The following is a 15,229-nucleotide window of genomic DNA, read 5'->3' on the forward strand; positions in this document are numbered from 1 at the left end:
GTGCAGACCACACGCCGGTGGCACCTGCATGCAGGGTTGCTGGCGCTGTGGTTTGCTGTGTCGTTCGGGGTTATCTTTTTCGCGCGAGATTTGCAGTGGGAGCTGTTGTCCTGGCCCGTAGGCTTCTGGTTTGCAGCCCAGGGCGCGGTGTTGGTCTTCATTGCCATCGTGGTGGTGTTTGCCTGGCGCGCCAACCGGCGCGAGACGGAAGCCCCCACCTTTGATCCGCGGGCCTATGGCCGCTACACGCGCACCCTGCACCGGCGTTTTGGTATCTACGTGACCACGTTGCTGCTGTTGCTCGGGGCACTTGCGGTGGCGGAGCAGTTCGGCTTGTCCAAGCCATGGGTGGCAGGCATCTTTTTGACCACCACCTTGATGATGTACGCCGTGATTGGCGTGGTAGGCCGTACGGCCGATGCCAATGAGTACTACGTGGCCGGGCGCCGCGTACCCGGCATCTACAACGGCATGGCCACGGCGGCCGACTGGATGAGCGCCGCCTCTTTCATCAGCCTGGCCGGTGGCCTGTACCTGCAAGGCTTTTCAGGGGCAGGGGGGCAGCCAGGCGGTCTGGCCTATGTGTTGGGCTGGACCGGCGGGTTTTGCCTCGTAGCCCTGCTGGTAGCGCCGTATTTGCGCCGCATGAACCTGTATACCGTGCCCGACTATTTCGCGGTGCGTTTTGGGGGGCGGTGGCCGCGCATGCTGGCCGCATTGGCAGCCGTGCTGTGCTCGTTCACCTATGTGGTGGCGCAGCTGTATGGCGTGGGGTTGATCACCTCGCGCCTGACGGGCGTGAACTTCGAGATTGGTATTTTGCTGGGCCTGGGTGGCGTGCTGGTGTGTTCGTTTCTGGGCGGTATGCGCGCCGTGACCTGGACCCAGGTCACCCAGTACGTCATCATCATCCTGGCCTTTCTGATCCCGGTGTCCTGGCTGTCCTACAAGCAGACCGGTAACCCGCTGGCGCCCTTGGCCTATGGCCAGCAGCTGCCCAAGATTGCGGCGCTGGAGCAGCAGTTTTTGAACTCGCCGGTCGAGCAGGAAGTGATCGGCATCTACGCGCACCGCGCCGCGGTGCTGGAGCGCAAGCTGCAAAACGTGGAGGAGGCATTGCAGCAAGAGCGGTTGGAGTTGCGCCAGCAGCTGCGTGCACTGGGCGATATCAAGGCCGACAACACGCGTGCCCAGACGCTGCGGCGAGAACTGTCTGCACTACCCAAAGACGCCGCCACGGCGCGTGAGCGCTGGACCAAGGCCCGCGCCGACAACCTGGAGCGCGCGCAACCGCTGGGTGGCATGCCTCTGCATTCCCAACCCTTTGCGGGCAAGGCCGGTGGGGTGGGCGACACACCGGAGAGCACCCAAACCTCACGCCTGAATTTTCTGGCCCTGATGTTTTGCCTGATGGTGGGCACGGCTGGCCTGCCGCACCTGCTCACGCGCTACTACACCACGCCTTCGGTAGCGGAGACGCGGCGTTCGGTGGCATGGTCGCTGGTGTTCATTGCGTTGCTGTACCTGTCTGCCCCGGCGCTGGCGGTGTTGGTGAAGTACGAGGTCATGGCGCATCTGGTGGGGCAGCCCATGGACACGCTGCCCGGCTGGATCGCCCAGTGGTCGCGCGACCCCACGCTGCTAACTGTGATGGATGTGAACGGGGACCACATTTTGCAGTTTGCCGAGCTGCGCGTGGGGGCGGACCTCGTCATGTTGGCCACGCCGGAGATCGGCGGCTTGCCCTATGTGGTGTCGGTGTTGGTGGCGGCAGGCGGCTTGGCCGCTGCGCTTTCCACGGCCGATGGCCTGTTGTTGACTATTGGCAATGCGTTGGCCCACGATGTGTACTTCGAGGGCAGCGGCAACAAGGCCCAGGCCATGCGCCGCGTGATGTGGTCCAAATTCGCCTTGCTGGTGGTGGCCCTGGTGGCGGCCTACGCGGCGGCGCAGCGGCCGGCCGGCATCCTGTATCTGGTGTCGGCATCGTTCTCGTTGGCCGGAGCGGCCTTTGTGCCGTCCATGGTGCTGGGCATCTTTTGGCCCCGCATGACACGGGTGGGGGCGGTGGGGAGCATGTTGGCGGGTCTGGGCGTCACGGTCTACTACATGGCGGTGAATTTGCCGAGTCTGCGTTTGGCCCTGGGTTTGCAGGGCGAAGGCCTGTGGTGGGGCATCCAACCCGTGTCTGCGGGGGTGTTTGGGGTGGTGGCAGGCTTTGTGGTCGGGTTTTTGCTCAGCTGCGTAACGCGCCCAGAACCCATACCAGAGCGTGATTTGGTGCCCGACCTGGGCTGAGCTATAATCATGGGCTTCGCCTTGCTGCACCCTGTTTAGACGCCGGGGGCAGCTTACTTAATCCCAGATGCTGGGAAATCCTCAAGGAGTATCAATGCGTCATTACGAAATCATCCTCATGATCCACCCGGATCAGAGCGAACAAGTTCCTGCCATGCTGGAACGTTACAAGGGCATGATCACCGCTGGCGGTGGCAAGGTGCACCGTGTTGAAGATTGGGGCCGTCGTCAGATGGTGTACATGATCAACAAGCTGGCCAAGGCCCACTACCTGTGCGTCAACATCGAAGCCGACCAGGCTGTGATGTCTGAACTGGAACACGCGTTCAAGTTCAACGACGCCGTGTTGCGCCACCTCACCGTGTTGAAGAAAAAAGCCGATACCGGCCCTTCTTCCATGATGAAGACTGTGGAACGCGAAGATGCACGCAAGGCCCAACAGGCCGAGTACCAAGCGTAAACACGCATTTGCCTGAAAAGGAGTGCAAGCCAACTCACTGGTTTTAAGTGCCTGTATCGCAGAGGTTGAATCCATGCGTTACACGCCAGCCGGCTTACCCGCCCTGAATTTGCGACTCGAACACGAGTCCCAAGTGGAAGAAGCAGGGGGCCAGCGAACCGTGAAGGTGGTGGTGAAAGCAGTGGCTTTCGGCACATTGGCGGAGCGGCTTGCAAAGCAGGCCATCGGCAGTGTCTGGAAGTTCAGCGGTTTTCTCGCCAATGCACGCCAAGGCAAGTCACTCGTGTTTCACATTCAAGATTTTTTGCAAGACTAATTTTTAGGAGTCCATCATGCCCGGACCAAAACGTTTCAACAAAGACAAGCGCCCCAAGCGCAACACACAATCCCTGCTGTTCAAGCGCAAGCGCTTTTGCCGCTTCACCGTGACCGGTGTGGAAGAGATTGACTACAAAGACATCGACACACTGCGTGACTTCATTGCTGAAAACGGCAAGATCATTCCCGCACGCCTGACCGGCACCCGCGCTATTTTCCAGCGCCAATTGAACACCGCTATCAAGCGCGCTCGCTTCCTGGCGATGCTGCCTTACAGCGACCAGCACAAGATCTAAGGAGTCCCGACCATGCAAATTATTCTGCTCGACAAGGTCGTGAACCTCGGCAACCTGGGCGAAATCGTCAAGGTCAAAGATGGCTACGCACGCAACTTCCTGATCCCCTCCGGCCGTGCACGCCGCGCTACTGAATCTGCCAAGGCAGAATTCGAAGCCAAGCGCGCTGAGCTGGAAAAAGCAGCCGCTGCCAAGCTGGCTGAATCCCAGGCACTGGGTGCCAAGCTGGGTGGTACCACCATCAAGCTGACCCAAAAAGCTGGTGTGGATGGCCGTTTGTTTGGTTCCGTGACCAACTACGACATCGCCGAAGAACTGGTGAAAGCCGGCTACAAGGTGGCCAAGTCTCAAGTGCGCATGCCCAACGGTCCTATCAAGGTCGTGAGCGAAAGCACCGTGAGCGTGGCTTTGCACACTGACGTGGTGGTCGACATCACCGTGTCCGTGTACGGCGAAACCGCTTAATGGCACTTTGATGGTGCGCCCCGGCAACGGGGTGTGCCCTCACCAAAAGCCGCTGGGGCTGGTCCCTTGCGGCTTTTGTGTTTTTGGGACGGAGTTATCCCATCATTTGCACAGTTTGCCCACAACTTGCCCCCAGCCTTGTCCCTCGACGCCAATGCGGCCACATCGTAGGATGAAAGGCTTGAAGGAAAACCACCAATGTCCGCCGTACTGTCCGCCAGCGATAACTTTGATACCGACCGCCAGATCGCCCAGTTGCGGGTGCCGCCCAACTCCATCGAAGGCGAGTCCAGTGTGCTGGGCGGGCTGTTGCTGGACAACGAAGCCTGGGACCGCGTCAGCGATGTGTTGGTGGACACGGATTTTTACCGCTACGAACACCGCCTGATTTATGCCTCCATTGGTACGCTGATCAACGGCAACAAGCCAGCTGACGTGATCACGGTGTTTGAGCACCTGCAAAGCCAGGGCAAGGCTGAGGAAATGGGCGGTCTGGCCTACCTGAATTCGCTGGCCCAGTACGTGCCCAGCGCCAGCAATATCCGCCGCTATGCCGAGATCGTGCGTGACCGCTCCATCCTGCGCAAGCTGGTCAGTGCCAGTGATGAGATTGCCACCAACGCTTTCAACCCCAAGGGGCGGCCGGTGTCCGAGATCGTGGACGAGTCCGAGCAAAAGATCTTCAATATCGGTGAGCAAGGCAAGCGCAACAAGCAGGGCTTCCAGGGCATGGACACGTTGGTGGTCAACCTGCTGGACCGCGTGCAGGAGATGGCCGACAACCCCAACGATGTGACCGGGGTGCCTACGGGCTTTATCGACTTTGACCGCATGACGGCCGGCCTGCAGGCCGGTGATCTGATCGTGCTGGCCGCACGCCCCTCCATGGGCAAAACTGCGCTGGCCATCAACATTGCCGAGCACGTGGCACTCAACGAAGGCCTGCCGGTCGCCATCTTCTCGATGGAAATGGGCGCCGCCCAGCTGGCGGTGCGTATCGTGGGCTCTATCGGCCGTATTGACCAGGGCCATCTGCGCACCGGCAAGCTCACTGATGACGAGTGGCCACGCCTGTCGGAGGCGATCGAGAAGCTGCGCACCATCTCCCTGCACATCGACGAAAGCGCGGGTTTGAATTCCAGCGAGGTCAGGGCGAATGCGCGCCGCCTGGCACGCCAGTGCGGCCAGTTGGGCCTGATCGTGGTGGACTATTTGCAGCTCATGAGCGGCAGCAGCAGCGACGGTGAAAACCGCGCCACCGAGCTGGGCGAAATCTCCCGGGGCCTGAAGATGCTGGCGCGGGAACTCAAATGTCCGGTGATTGCGCTCTCGCAGCTCAACCGCTCGGTGGAGCAGCGCCCCGACAAGCGCCCCATGATGAGTGATTTGCGCGAATCCGGCGCCATTGAGCAGGATGCGGACATCATCATGTTCATCTACCGCGACGAGTACTACACCAAGGACCAGTGCAAGGAGCCCGGTGTGGCCGAAGTCATCATCGCCAAGCAGCGTAACGGCCCCACGGGCACGGTGAAGCTGGCCTTCATGAACCGCTTTACCAAGTTCGAGAACCTGGCCTACAGCGGTGGCGACGACTACTGATTAACTTCGCCAAAAGAACGGGGGCTAGAAGCCAAATTGGCCTCTAGCCCCCGTCGAATATGCGCGAGTAGCTATTGAATTAATAGCATCCCAATCAGTTGGGGTCAGAGCACATCGCTGCGCGAGTGGTCTGACCCACAAGCATCAAAGTACTTCACTGGCAAAGTCCGCCAAGCGCGAACGCTCACCACGCGCCAGCGTGATGTGGCCACCGTGCGGCCAACCCTTGAACTTGTCCACCGCGAAGGTCAGGCCCGATGAACCTTCGGTCAGGTAGGGCGTGTCGATCTGGGCCAGGTTGCCCATGCAAATGATCTTGGTGCCGGGGCCCGCACGGGTAATCAGCGTCTTCATCTGCTTGGGCGTCAGGTTTTGCGCCTCGTCGATGATGACGTACTTGTTCAGGAAGGTCCGGCCGCGCATAAAGTTCATGCTCTTGATCTTGATGCGGCTGCGGATCAGTTCGTTGGTCGCCGCGCGGCCCCATTCGCCGGCGCTGGTGTCCGTCTTGCCCAGCACTTCGAGGTTGTCGTCCAGTGCGCCCATCCAGGGGCCCATCTTTTCTTCTTCGGTGCCGGGTAGGAAGCCGATGTCCTCGCCCACACTCACGGTGGCTCGGGTGACGATGATTTCAGTGTAGCGGCGATCGTCCAGCACCTGGGTCAGGCCAGCGGCCAGGGCCATCAACGTCTTGCCGGTGCCGGCCGTGCCGGTCAGCGTCACAAAATCGACTTCGGGGTCGGTCAGCAGGTTCATCGCGAAGTTCTGCTCGCGGTTGCGGGTGGTCACGCCCCAGACCGCATTCTTCAGGTGGTTGAAGTCTTTCAGCGTCTTCAGTACGGCCGTGGTACCACGGATCTCGGTCACACGGGCATACAGGCTGGGTTCGCCGGGGGATTCGAAGTAGACAAACTGGTTGATCATCATGCTGGGCACCACGGGACCGTCCACCTTGTAGAAGGTGTGCGGGCCTTGTTGCCAGCTTTCCACGGCCTGGCCATGCGTGGCCCAGAAGTCGGAGGGCAGGGCTAAGGCACCGGAGTACAGCAGGTCGCCGTCTTCCAGCGTCTTGTCGTTCTGGTAGTCGTCGGTGGCCAGGCCCAGCGCACGGGCCTTGACCCGCATGTTGATGTCCTTGGACACCAGTACCACCTCGCGCGGCGCGTAGTGCTGGCGCAGGGCCTCCACCACGCCCAGGATCTGGTTGTCGGCCTTGCCCTGGGGCAGGCTGGTTGGCAAGGTGTAGTTCAGCGGCTGGGTCTGGAACATCAGCTTGCCACCGGCATCCTTGTGACCGGTGCTGTTGAGCTCAAAGCCGGCCGTGATGTCGGCGCCGGGCGCGCCAGCCAGCGTGTCCAGCGTGCGGCTGGTCTGGCGGGCGTTGCGCGCCACTTCGGTCATGCCCTTTTTATGACCGTCCAGCTCTTCCAGGACGATCATGGGCAGGTAAATGTCGTGTTCCTCAAAGCGGAACAGGCACATCGGGTCGTGCAGCAACACGTTGGTGTCCAGCACAAACAGCTTGCTCGGGCCGCTGGGGCCGGTGCGTTTGATGCGGCGTGACGGTGCGACCGCTCGGGGCGCTGTCGGTGCTGCGGCCACTACCGCTGGGCTGCTGACCGGCGTGTGGGTCAGTGCCGAAGTCTGGACCCGTTTGGTCGACTCTTTGGCGGTGGGTTTTTCACTCAAGTTTGGGGCTGCGGCAGCAAGTGTCTCGACTTGCTGGGCCTTGCGCACAGGGCGGGCTGTGGCACGTGCGGGGGCGTCAAAGTCTTTGGCAGTCAGGCGATCGGCGCGCTTGGACGGGGCGGGAGGCAATGGCATGGAGTGGGCTCGCAGAGAGTGAAATGTAAAAAACCGTAGCCGTAAAAACGAAAAAGCCGCCTTGAGCCAAGGCGGCTTTTTGTGGGAGCGCGGTTGCGACGTTCAACGGCATGAATTCATTATGCATGAGTGCCGTGACGCTGTTGCTTTGGTGTGCACCAAAACAACACGCAATGAAATCATGCTGCTTTTTTCAGCACTTTCACGGCCTTGAGCACTTCGTCCACATGGCCCGGTACCTTGAGGCCGCGCCATTCCTCTTTCAGCAGGCCATCGGCGCCCACCAGGAAGGTGCTGCGCTCAATGCCTTTGACCTTTTTGCCGTACATGATCTTGTTCTTGACCACGCCGAACATGTGGCACATTTTTTCTTCGGTATCGGCGATCAGCTCAAACGGGAGTTCCAGCTTGGCTTTGAATTCGTCGTGCGACTTCATATTGTCGCGAGAGACGCCAAAAACCTCGGCACCTGCTTTGACGAAATCCTTGTATTTGTCCCGGAATTGCATCGCTTCGGTGGTGCAGCCAGGGGTGTTGTCCTTGGGGTAGAAGTACAGCACCATGGTTTTGCCGACGTGGGTGGTGTTGGTCACCCTGATGCCGCCGGTGGCGTTGGCTTCAAATTCGGGCAGGGGTTTGTTGACAACGATGGCCATAAGCAGTTTCAGTCTCGGTGTTGCAGTCCGGTTAAGCCGGACCTGTCAGTCATAGTGAAGGGCGCCAAACGTGACAGCGAATGTCGCCCCAGACCGCAACCCGTGATTTTACTCTGAAAACCACCCTCCCAACCCTGAAGGCTCTAGAGGAATCCCTAGACCAGCAGCGCCGCCACCACCTTGCGGCCTTCCCCTGCCAGAAAGTTGAAGGTGCGGCAGGCCGCCTGCGTGTCCATGGTCTCCAACCCGATGCGCCGGCTGTACAAGGGCGTCAGCCACTGCGGGCGTGGAAACTGGATGCGGTCACCGCTGCCAAACAGTACCAATTCGGGCGCCAACGCGGCCAGCTCTTCAAAGTGGGCCGCCTCCAGCTGGTCAAAGGCTGCGCAGCTCCAGGGCTGGCACAGGCCCTCGCTGCTGACGATCAGGCTGGTTGTGTACTGCTGGCCATTGACTGCCACCCAGCCAGGGCCGTAACCGGTGATGGACGGGCCTTGTAGGGCATCGGGCAAAAGTTTCATGGGCTTGTGTGCGGGTGTTTGGGTCGGGCGCGGGGTGCGGCGGGGCAGTTGCGCTGCGGAACTGTGGTCAAATTATAGGTTTCACCCCATGCTGAAGACCGCCGGAGGGCCTTTGAAAACCATTCAGAAATCTGCCAAGCTTGCCAATGTGCTGTACGACATCCGCGGGCCCATCATGGACGCGGCGCGGCAGATGGAGGATGAGGGGCAGAAGATCATCAAACTCAACCTGGGCAACCTGGCGGTGTTTGGCTTTGATGCGCCTGAGGAAATTCAGCAGGACATGATCCGTAACCTGCCCAACTCGGCCGGGTATTCGGACAGCAAGGGCATTTTTGCGGCACGCAAGGCCGTCATGCACTACACCCAGCAGCAGGGCATCAAGGCCGTGACGCTGGACGACATCTACCTGGGCAACGGCGCCAGCGAGCTCATCACCATGGCGACCAACGCGCTGCTGGACAATGGTGACGAATTGTTACTGCCCATGCCCGATTACCCGTTGTGGACGGCAGCCACCAGCCTGTCGGGCGGCACGCCGGTGCACTATCTGTGCGATGAAGCCAATGGCTGGATGCCCAGCCTGGACGACATCCGCGCCAAGATCACGCCCCGCACCAAGGGCATCGTGGTCATCAACCCCAACAACCCCACGGGCGTGATGTATTCCGATGAGCTGCTCAAGGGCATCATCGGCATCGCGCGCGAACACGGCCTGGTGATCCTGGCCGACGAGGTCTACGACAAGGTGCTGTATGACGGCGTGTACCACACCGCGCTAGGCAGCCTGTCCGAAGACGTGCTAACGCTGACCTTCAACTCCCTGTCCAAGAGCTACCGTTCCTGCGGCTACCGTGCTGGCTGGCTGGTGGTGTCAGGCGACAAGAAGAATGCGACCGACTACATCGAGGGCCTGAACATGCTCTCGAACATGAAGTTGTGCTCCAACGTGCCCGGCCAGTGGGCGATTCAGACCGCTTTGGGCGGCTACCAGAGCATCAACGACCTGGTCTGTGAAGGCGGGCGCTTGCGCCGCCAGCGCGATCTGGCCTATGAGTTGATCACCGCCATCCCCGGCGTGAGCTGTGTGAAGCCGCAAGCTGCGCTCTATATGTTTCCCAAGCTGGACCCCAAGGTGTACCCCATCGCGGATGATCGCCAGTTCTTCCTGGAGCTGCTGCGCGAGACCCGCGTGATGCTGGTGCAGGGCACGGGTTTCAACTGGCCGCAACCGGACCATTTCCGCATTGTGTTTTTGCCGCACGAAGACGACCTGCGCGAAGCCATTGGCCGCATCGCCAAGTTCCTGGAGCACTACCGTGCCCGCAACGCCGGCTGATTCACTCTGATTTTGATAGCTGCTCGCGCAGTGTTTGTGCGGGCTAGAAGCCTTTTTACCTGAAAAACTATGAAACCGATACAAGTAGGCGTGATGGGCCTTGGCACCGTGGGCAGCGGTGTGTTCAACGTCCTGCAGCGCAACCAGGAAGAAATCAAGGGCCGCGCCGGCCGTGGCATCGAGGTGACCATGGTGTCGCGCCGCAACACCGCGCTGGCCCAGGAAATCGTGGGTGACAAGGCCCGCGTGGTGGCCGATGCGCGCGAGATCATCCGCAATCCCGATATCGACATCGTGGTGGAACTGATCGGCGGTTACACCCTGGCCAAGGAACTGGTGCTGGAAGCCATTGCCGCAGGCAAGCATGTGGTGACTGCCAACAAGGCATTGCTGGCCGTGCACGGCACCGAGATTTTTGCCGCCGCGTCCGCCAAGGGCGTGATGGTGGCGTTTGAAGCCGCCGTGGCCGGTGGCATCCCCATCATCAAGGCGCTGCGCGAAGGCCTGACCGCCAACCGCGTGCAGTGGATCGCCGGCATCATCAACGGCACCACCAACTTCATCCTGTCCGAGATGCGCGACAAGGGCCTGGACTTTGATGTGGTGCTGAAAGAAGCGCAGCGCCTGGGGTATGCCGAGGCTGACCCCACGTTTGACATCGAAGGCGTGGACGCCGCGCACAAGCTCACGCTGATGAGCGCGATTGCCTTTGGCATTCCCGTGCAGTTCGACAAGGCCTACGTGGAAGGCATCACCAAGCTGGGCTCGGCCGACATCAAGTACGCCGAGCAGCTGGGCTACCGCATCAAACTGTTGGGCATTACCAAGCGTATGGCCAATGGCATTGAGTTGCGCGTGCACCCCACGCTGATTCCGGCCAAGCGCCTGATCGCCAATGTGGAAGGCGCGATGAACGCCGTAGTGGTGAACGGCGACGCTGTGGGCACCACGCTGTACTACGGCAAAGGCGCGGGCTCAGAGCCCACTGGCAGCGCCGTGATTGCCGACCTGGTGGACATTACCCGCCTGCATACTGCCGATGCGGCCCAGCGCGTGCCGCACCTGGCCTTCCAGCCGCACAGCATGAGCGATACGCCCATCCTGCCCATGGGTGAGGTGGTGACCAGCTACTACCTGCGCCTGCGCGTGGCCGACGAGGCCGGCGTGCTGGCCAAGGTCACCGGCATCCTGGCCGAGGCCGGCATCAGCATCGACGCGGTGCTGCAGCGCGAAGCCGACGAGATCAGTGGCGAAGCCGGCACCCAGACCGATGTCATCATCCTCACGCACGACTGCGCCGAGGCCAAGATGAACGCGGCCATTGCCCAGATGCAGGCCCTGCCCACGGTGCTGGCGCCCATCACCCGCATCCGCAAAGAGGAGCTGAACTGATGCGTTACCTCTCCACCCGCGGCAACCCGGACCGCAAACGCTTCTGCGAAATCCTGCTCGAAGGCCTGGCGCCCGATGGTGGCCTGTACTTGCCAGAGGCCTATCCGCAGGTGAGCGACGCCACGCTGCAGCAGTGGCGCACCGTCTACCACCAGCAGGGCTATGCGGCACTGGCGTTTGAAATCCTGTCCCTCTATATCGACGACATTCCTGCTGCGGATTTGCGCGCCCTGTGCGCCAAGACCTACACCGCCGAGGTGTTTGGCACCGGTGAGATCGTGCCGCTGCGCCACCTGGAAGACGGCGTCTGGATCGAAGCCCTGTCCAACGGCCCCACGCTGGCCTTCAAGGACATGGCCATGCAGCTGCTGGGCAACCTGTTCGAGTACGAGCTGGGCCGCCGCGTTGAAGAGCTCAACATCCTGGGCGCTACCAGTGGCGACACCGGCAGCGCGGCCGAATACGCCATGCGCGGCAAAAAGGGCGTGCGCGTCTTCATGACCAGTCCCAATGGCCGCATGAGCCCTTTTCAGCAGGCGCAGATGTTCAGCCTGCAGGACGCCAACATCCACAACATCGCCATCAACGGCGTGTTCGACGACTGCCAGGACATCGTCAAGGCCGTGTCCAACGACCTGGAGTTCAAGCGCAAGTACAAGATCGGCACCGTCAACTCCATCAACTGGGCACGCTTGTTGGCCCAGGTGGTGTACTACTTTGCGGGCTATATCCAGGCTACCACCTCTAACGACCAAAAGGTCAGCTTCGCCGTGCCCTCGGGCAACTTCGGCAACGTCTGTGCCGGGCATGTGGCGCGTCAGATGGGCCTGCCGATTGACAAGTTGGTGGTCGCCACCAACGAGAACGATGTGCTGGACGAGTTCTTCCGCACCGGCGTCTACCGCGTGCGCGGCACCGCCGATACGCACGAAACCTCCAGCCCGTCCATGGACATCTCCAAGGCCTCCAACTTCGAGCGCTTTGTGTTTGACCTGCTGGGGCGTGATGGTGCGCGCGTGAAGGCGCTGTTTGGCGAAGGCCTGTCCCAAACCGGCCAGTTTGACCTGAGCGCCGACCCGGCGTTTGCCGAGGCCGCTACCCGCTACGGCTTTGTCAGCGGCAAGAGCACGCATGCCAATCGCCTGAAAACGATTCAGGACACTTGGAGCCGCCACGGCATGGTCATCGACACCCACACGGCCGACGGCCTGAAGGTGGCGCTGGAGCAACGCACCGCCGGCGTGCCTATGGTGGTGCTGGAAACGGCCTTGCCCATCAAGTTTGCCGCCACCATTGTTGAGGCCCTGGGTCGCGAGCCCGAGCGGCCCGCCAAGTTCAACGGCATCGAGGCCTTGCCCAAACGCGTGCAGGTGATGGACGCCGATGTGGCAGCCATAAAGACGCTGATTGCCAGCGAGTGCGGTTACTGAGTCTTTAAGTGTGAAATAGCTGCCTGGCCCCCGTGGAATATGCGCCAGCAGCTACCAAAACCATAGCAAAATCCGGCCCATGTCCATCGCCCCACGCAAACCCCTGATGCCGCTGGACGACGCGCTGGCCCAGCTGTTGGCCACCGTGCAACCGTTGGCACAGCACGAGTCCGTGTCCACCATGGAGGCCGATGGCCGCGTGCTGGCCCAGTCCATCGTGTCGGCTCTGCAGGTGCCGCCGCATGACAACAGTGCCATGGACGGTTACGCCGTGCGCGTGGACGATGTGCTGGCGGCCGCCGCAGGCCTGCCCGTCTCCCAGCGCATCGCAGCTGGCAGCATGGGTACGCCGTTGCTGCCGGGCACCATCGCGCGCATCTTTACCGGCGCACCGGTGCCACCGGGGGCGGATGCCGTGGTGATGCAGGAAGACTGCAGCGTGCAGGATGCCCCAGACGCCCAAGGCGCGACTGTGGTACGCATCAACACCTTGCCGATTCCGGGCCAGAACATCCGCCGCTCCGGCGAAGACGTGCGCCGCGGTGACGTGGTGCTGGCCGCTGGCAACCGCCTGGGGCCCGCCGAACTCGGCCTGGCCGCCAGCGTGGGCATGGCCCAGCTGACTGTGGTGCGCAGGCCCCGCGTGGCGTTGTTTTCTACGGGGGACGAGCTAGTCATGCCCGGCGCCGTAGCGCCGGCCGACATGCCGCCGGGCGCCATTTACAACTCCAACCGCTTTTTCCTGCACGCAATGCTGCGCCGCCTGGGCTGCGAGGTCACGGACTTGGGCATCGTGCCCGACCAACTGGAGGCAACCAAGCAGGCCCTGCAGCAGGCGGCTGCCAGCCACGATGTGATCCTGACCAGCGGCGGTGTGTCGGTAGGTGAGGAAGACCATATCAAGCCCGCTGTGCAGGCCCTGGGGGCGCTGCACCTATGGCAAATCGCCATCAAGCCCGGCAAGCCCTTTGCGCATGGCACGGTGGGCGAGGCCCACTTTTTGGGTCTGCCCGGCAACCCGGTGTCCAGCTTTGTGACCTTCATGCTGCTGGTGCGGCCGTTCCTGTTGAAGCTGCAGGGTGTGGGTGACGTGGCGCTGCGAACCATTGCCGCCCGCGCCGACTTTGAATGGCCGCGGGCCGACAAGCGCCGTGAATTCTTGCGCGTGCGCCGCAACGACCGGGGTGGCCTGGACCTGTTCACCAACCAGAGTTCAGGTGTGCTGACCTCGGCCGTTTGGGGCGACGGCGTGATCGACACGCCGCCGAGCGAGGCGATCCAGTACGGCGCCACGGTGCGCTACATCCCCTTCAGCGAGCTGCTGGCATGAAAGTCACCGTGCGTTACTTTGCCGCGGTGCGCGAAGCCATGGGCACGGGCACCGAAGTGCTGGACACCCCGTCCGCCACGCTCGCCGCGCTCCGTGCCGAGCTGGTGGCACGCGGCGGCGCAGGGGCAGATGCCCTGGCCCCCGGCCGCGCAGTGCGCATGGCGCTGGACCAGGTCATGAGCCCCGAGTCCGCACCGCTTACTGCGGGCTGCGAAGTCGCCTTTTTTCCACCCGTTACCGGGGGCTAGTTTCCACGTTTTCGCTGATTGCCACCAGTCTGGTGGTGAGTTCAGCGGATGCTGCTGTCATGGGCGCGCGCAACTCGGCGTGCATCCATCCTTGCTGTGCTAACAATGTCTTGATGGGACCAGGATTGGGCTCGGCAAACAGAGCTTCCATCAAGGGCAGCAGCGGCCGCCACAACGCTCGCGCCGCTGCCAGTTCGCCACGCACCACGTGTTGCATGAGTGCCACCAGGCGCGCCGTATGCACATGGCCGCTGGCCGCAATGGCGCCGCTGCCACCCAGCGCCAGCGTGGTGAAGATATTGGCATCGTCCCCGGCCAGCACCTGCAGCTGACCATCGGCAATCAGCGTCTGGGTCTTGGCCATATCACCACCACAGTCCTTGATGCCTTGGATGTTGGGGTGCCTGGCCAGCGTGCGCAGAGTGGCCAATGCCAGCTGCACGCCGGTGCGTGCCGGAATGTCGTAGATCAGTACAGGTTGCGCACTGGCGTCCGCAATCGCCGTGAACCATTGCACCAACCCGGCTTGCGAGGGGCGGATGTAGTGGGGCGCAGGCACCAGCAGTCCAGCCAGCTTGCGGGTGCTCAACGTGCGCACCCAGTCCAGCGTGTCGGGCAGGTGGTAGCCCGACAGGCCCATCACCAGCGGCAGGCCCGGTGCGGCCTGTGCCACCGTGTCCAGCACGGCCAGTTGCTCGTCCGTGCTTAAAGCGGCGGCCTCGCCCGTGGATCCGCAGACCACGATGCCGGCAATGCCCTGGGGCACCAGGTGCTGCACCAGTTTGCGCAGGGCCGTGTGGTCCACCACGTCGTTGTGAAAGGGGGTGACCAGTGGAATCCAGAGGCCGGAAAAAGTGTCAGTAGCGTGCACGCGAACATCCTTTGCAAAAACAAGACCGATGGAAAGAACCATCGTCAGCTGCGCGGCGGGTTGCGGTAAACGGGGGAGGGTGTTGTTCGCAGTTCCATCGCTCATCTGAGGACGGAACCGCAGCTCCGGTCAAATGAGCTTGGGTTTTTTGGATTTGTTCGCAACCACCAGACGCGCGC

15 protein-coding genes are annotated in these 15,229 nt (G+C 61.8%); 11 read left to right on the top strand and 4 right to left on the bottom strand.

Features of this window, described 5'->3' with window-relative positions; all coding sequences use genetic code 11:
• From AC1DZ5_RS17300 to dnaB, 6 genes are all read left to right on the top strand, one after another.
• The gene (locus tag AC1DZ5_RS17300; protein WP_477891283.1) at nt 1–2,298 is read left to right on the top strand and encodes a VC_2705 family sodium/solute symporter; all 2,298 of its coding nucleotides are present in this window, start codon (nt 1–3) and stop codon (nt 2,296–2,298) included.
• A 94-nt stretch (nt 2,299–2,392) separates the two neighbouring features.
• The gene (gene rpsF / locus AC1DZ5_RS17305; RefSeq protein ID WP_105260691.1) at nt 2,393–2,758 is read left to right on the top strand and encodes a 30S ribosomal protein S6; all 366 of its coding nucleotides are present in this window, start codon (nt 2,393–2,395) and stop codon (nt 2,756–2,758) included.
• A 22-nt stretch (nt 2,759–2,780) separates the two neighbouring features.
• Nucleotides 2,781–3,074: a primosomal replication protein N gene (priB, locus tag AC1DZ5_RS17310; RefSeq protein WP_477891286.1), complete on the top strand. Its 294-nt coding sequence runs from the start codon at nt 2,781–2,783 to the stop codon at nt 3,072–3,074.
• A 16-nt stretch (nt 3,075–3,090) separates the two neighbouring features.
• Nucleotides 3,091–3,372 carry a 30S ribosomal protein S18 gene (gene rpsR, locus AC1DZ5_RS17315; RefSeq protein ID WP_029708819.1) on the top strand — a complete coding sequence of 94 codons (282 nt, stop codon included), beginning with the start codon at nt 3,091–3,093 and terminating at the stop codon, nt 3,370–3,372.
• A 12-nt stretch (nt 3,373–3,384) separates the two neighbouring features.
• Nucleotides 3,385–3,837, top strand: coding sequence for a 50S ribosomal protein L9 (rplI, locus tag AC1DZ5_RS17320; protein WP_477891288.1), 453 nt, complete (start codon nt 3,385–3,387; stop codon nt 3,835–3,837).
• Nucleotides 3,838–4,035: 198 nt separating this feature from the next.
• Nucleotides 4,036–5,439 carry a replicative DNA helicase gene (gene dnaB / locus AC1DZ5_RS17325; RefSeq protein ID WP_477891290.1) on the top strand — a complete coding sequence of 468 codons (1,404 nt, stop codon included), beginning with the start codon at nt 4,036–4,038 and terminating at the stop codon, nt 5,437–5,439.
• Nucleotides 5,440–5,583: 144 nt separating this feature from the next.
• Here dnaB and AC1DZ5_RS17330 read toward each other — a convergent pair whose 3' ends face one another.
• From AC1DZ5_RS17330 to AC1DZ5_RS17340, 3 genes are all read right to left on the bottom strand, one after another.
• The gene (locus AC1DZ5_RS17330) at nt 5,584–7,263 is read right to left on the bottom strand and encodes a PhoH family protein (RefSeq protein WP_477891292.1); all 1,680 of its coding nucleotides are present in this window, start codon (nt 7,261–7,263) and stop codon (nt 5,584–5,586) included.
• A 179-nt stretch (nt 7,264–7,442) separates the two neighbouring features.
• A complete protein-coding gene (locus AC1DZ5_RS17335; protein WP_310339530.1) occupies nt 7,443–7,919 on the bottom strand; it encodes a peroxiredoxin in 477 nt (158 codons plus the stop codon).
• Between the two features lie 155 nt (nt 7,920–8,074).
• Nucleotides 8,075–8,440: an Mth938-like domain-containing protein gene (locus AC1DZ5_RS17340; RefSeq protein WP_477891295.1), complete on the bottom strand. Its 366-nt coding sequence runs from the start codon at nt 8,438–8,440 to the stop codon at nt 8,075–8,077.
• A gap of 112 nt (nt 8,441–8,552) precedes the next feature.
• Here AC1DZ5_RS17340 and AC1DZ5_RS17345 point away from each other — a divergent pair, with 112 nt between their 5' ends.
• The 5 genes from AC1DZ5_RS17345 to moaD all read left to right on the top strand — a co-directional run bounded on the left by AC1DZ5_RS17345 (nt 8,553) and on the right by moaD (nt 14,179).
• Complete coding sequence (locus AC1DZ5_RS17345; protein WP_477891417.1) at nt 8,553–9,779, top strand: pyridoxal phosphate-dependent aminotransferase; 1,227 nt, start codon at nt 8,553–8,555, stop codon at nt 9,777–9,779.
• Nucleotides 9,780–9,848: 69 nt separating this feature from the next.
• On the top strand, nt 9,849–11,171 hold the full coding sequence (locus tag AC1DZ5_RS17350; RefSeq protein ID WP_477891297.1) for a homoserine dehydrogenase: 1,323 nt from the start codon (nt 9,849–9,851) through the stop codon (nt 11,169–11,171).
• Nucleotides 11,171–12,601, top strand: coding sequence for a threonine synthase (thrC, locus tag AC1DZ5_RS17355; RefSeq protein WP_477891299.1), 1,431 nt, complete (start codon nt 11,171–11,173; stop codon nt 12,599–12,601). Before AC1DZ5_RS17350 ends, thrC begins: the two co-directional genes overlap by 1 nt.
• A gap of 79 nt (nt 12,602–12,680) precedes the next feature.
• Entirely contained in the window at nt 12,681–13,931 is a 1,251-nt protein-coding gene (locus tag AC1DZ5_RS17360; RefSeq protein WP_477891301.1) for a molybdopterin molybdotransferase MoeA, read from the top strand.
• Nucleotides 13,928–14,179: a molybdopterin converting factor subunit 1 gene (moaD, locus tag AC1DZ5_RS17365; RefSeq protein WP_477891303.1), complete on the top strand. Its 252-nt coding sequence runs from the start codon at nt 13,928–13,930 to the stop codon at nt 14,177–14,179. Before AC1DZ5_RS17360 ends, moaD begins: the two co-directional genes overlap by 4 nt.
• On the opposite strand, the gene dapA is transcribed toward moaD, so the two are convergent.
• Nucleotides 14,166–15,050, bottom strand: a complete 885-nt coding sequence (dapA, locus tag AC1DZ5_RS17370) for a 4-hydroxy-tetrahydrodipicolinate synthase (protein ID WP_477891305.1) — start codon at nt 15,048–15,050, stop codon at nt 14,166–14,168. The two genes, moaD and dapA, sit on opposite strands and share 14 nt — an antisense overlap.
• Nucleotides 15,051–15,229 lie beyond the last annotated feature (179 nt).

Source organism: Rhodoferax sp. P1_F3, from assembly GCF_056405715.1.

Excerpts from the sequence above, each read along its gene's own strand:
- rpsR (WP_029708819.1), top strand. The coding sequence starts at position 3,091 with ATGCCCGGACCAAAACGTTTCAACAAAGACAAGCGCCCCAAGCGCAAC.
- dnaB (WP_477891290.1), top strand. The coding sequence starts at position 4,036 with ATGTCCGCCGTACTGTCCGCCAGCGATAACTTTGATACCGACCGCCAG.
- thrC (WP_477891299.1), top strand. The coding sequence starts at position 11,171 with ATGCGTTACCTCTCCACCCGCGGCAACCCGGACCGCAAACGCTTCTGC.
- moaD (WP_477891303.1), top strand. The coding sequence starts at position 13,928 with ATGAAAGTCACCGTGCGTTACTTTGCCGCGGTGCGCGAAGCCATGGGC.
- AC1DZ5_RS17335 (WP_310339530.1), bottom strand. The coding sequence starts at position 7,919 with ATGGCCATCGTTGTCAACAAACCCCTGCCCGAATTTGAAGCCAACGCC.
- rplI (WP_477891288.1), top strand. The coding sequence starts at position 3,385 with ATGCAAATTATTCTGCTCGACAAGGTCGTGAACCTCGGCAACCTGGGC.
- AC1DZ5_RS17340 (WP_477891295.1), bottom strand. The coding sequence starts at position 8,440 with ATGAAACTTTTGCCCGATGCCCTACAAGGCCCGTCCATCACCGGTTAC.
- AC1DZ5_RS17350 (WP_477891297.1), top strand. The coding sequence starts at position 9,849 with ATGAAACCGATACAAGTAGGCGTGATGGGCCTTGGCACCGTGGGCAGC.
- rpsF (WP_105260691.1), top strand. The coding sequence starts at position 2,393 with ATGCGTCATTACGAAATCATCCTCATGATCCACCCGGATCAGAGCGAA.
- AC1DZ5_RS17330 (WP_477891292.1), bottom strand. The coding sequence starts at position 7,263 with ATGCCATTGCCTCCCGCCCCGTCCAAGCGCGCCGATCGCCTGACTGCC.
- AC1DZ5_RS17360 (WP_477891301.1), top strand. The coding sequence starts at position 12,681 with ATGTCCATCGCCCCACGCAAACCCCTGATGCCGCTGGACGACGCGCTG.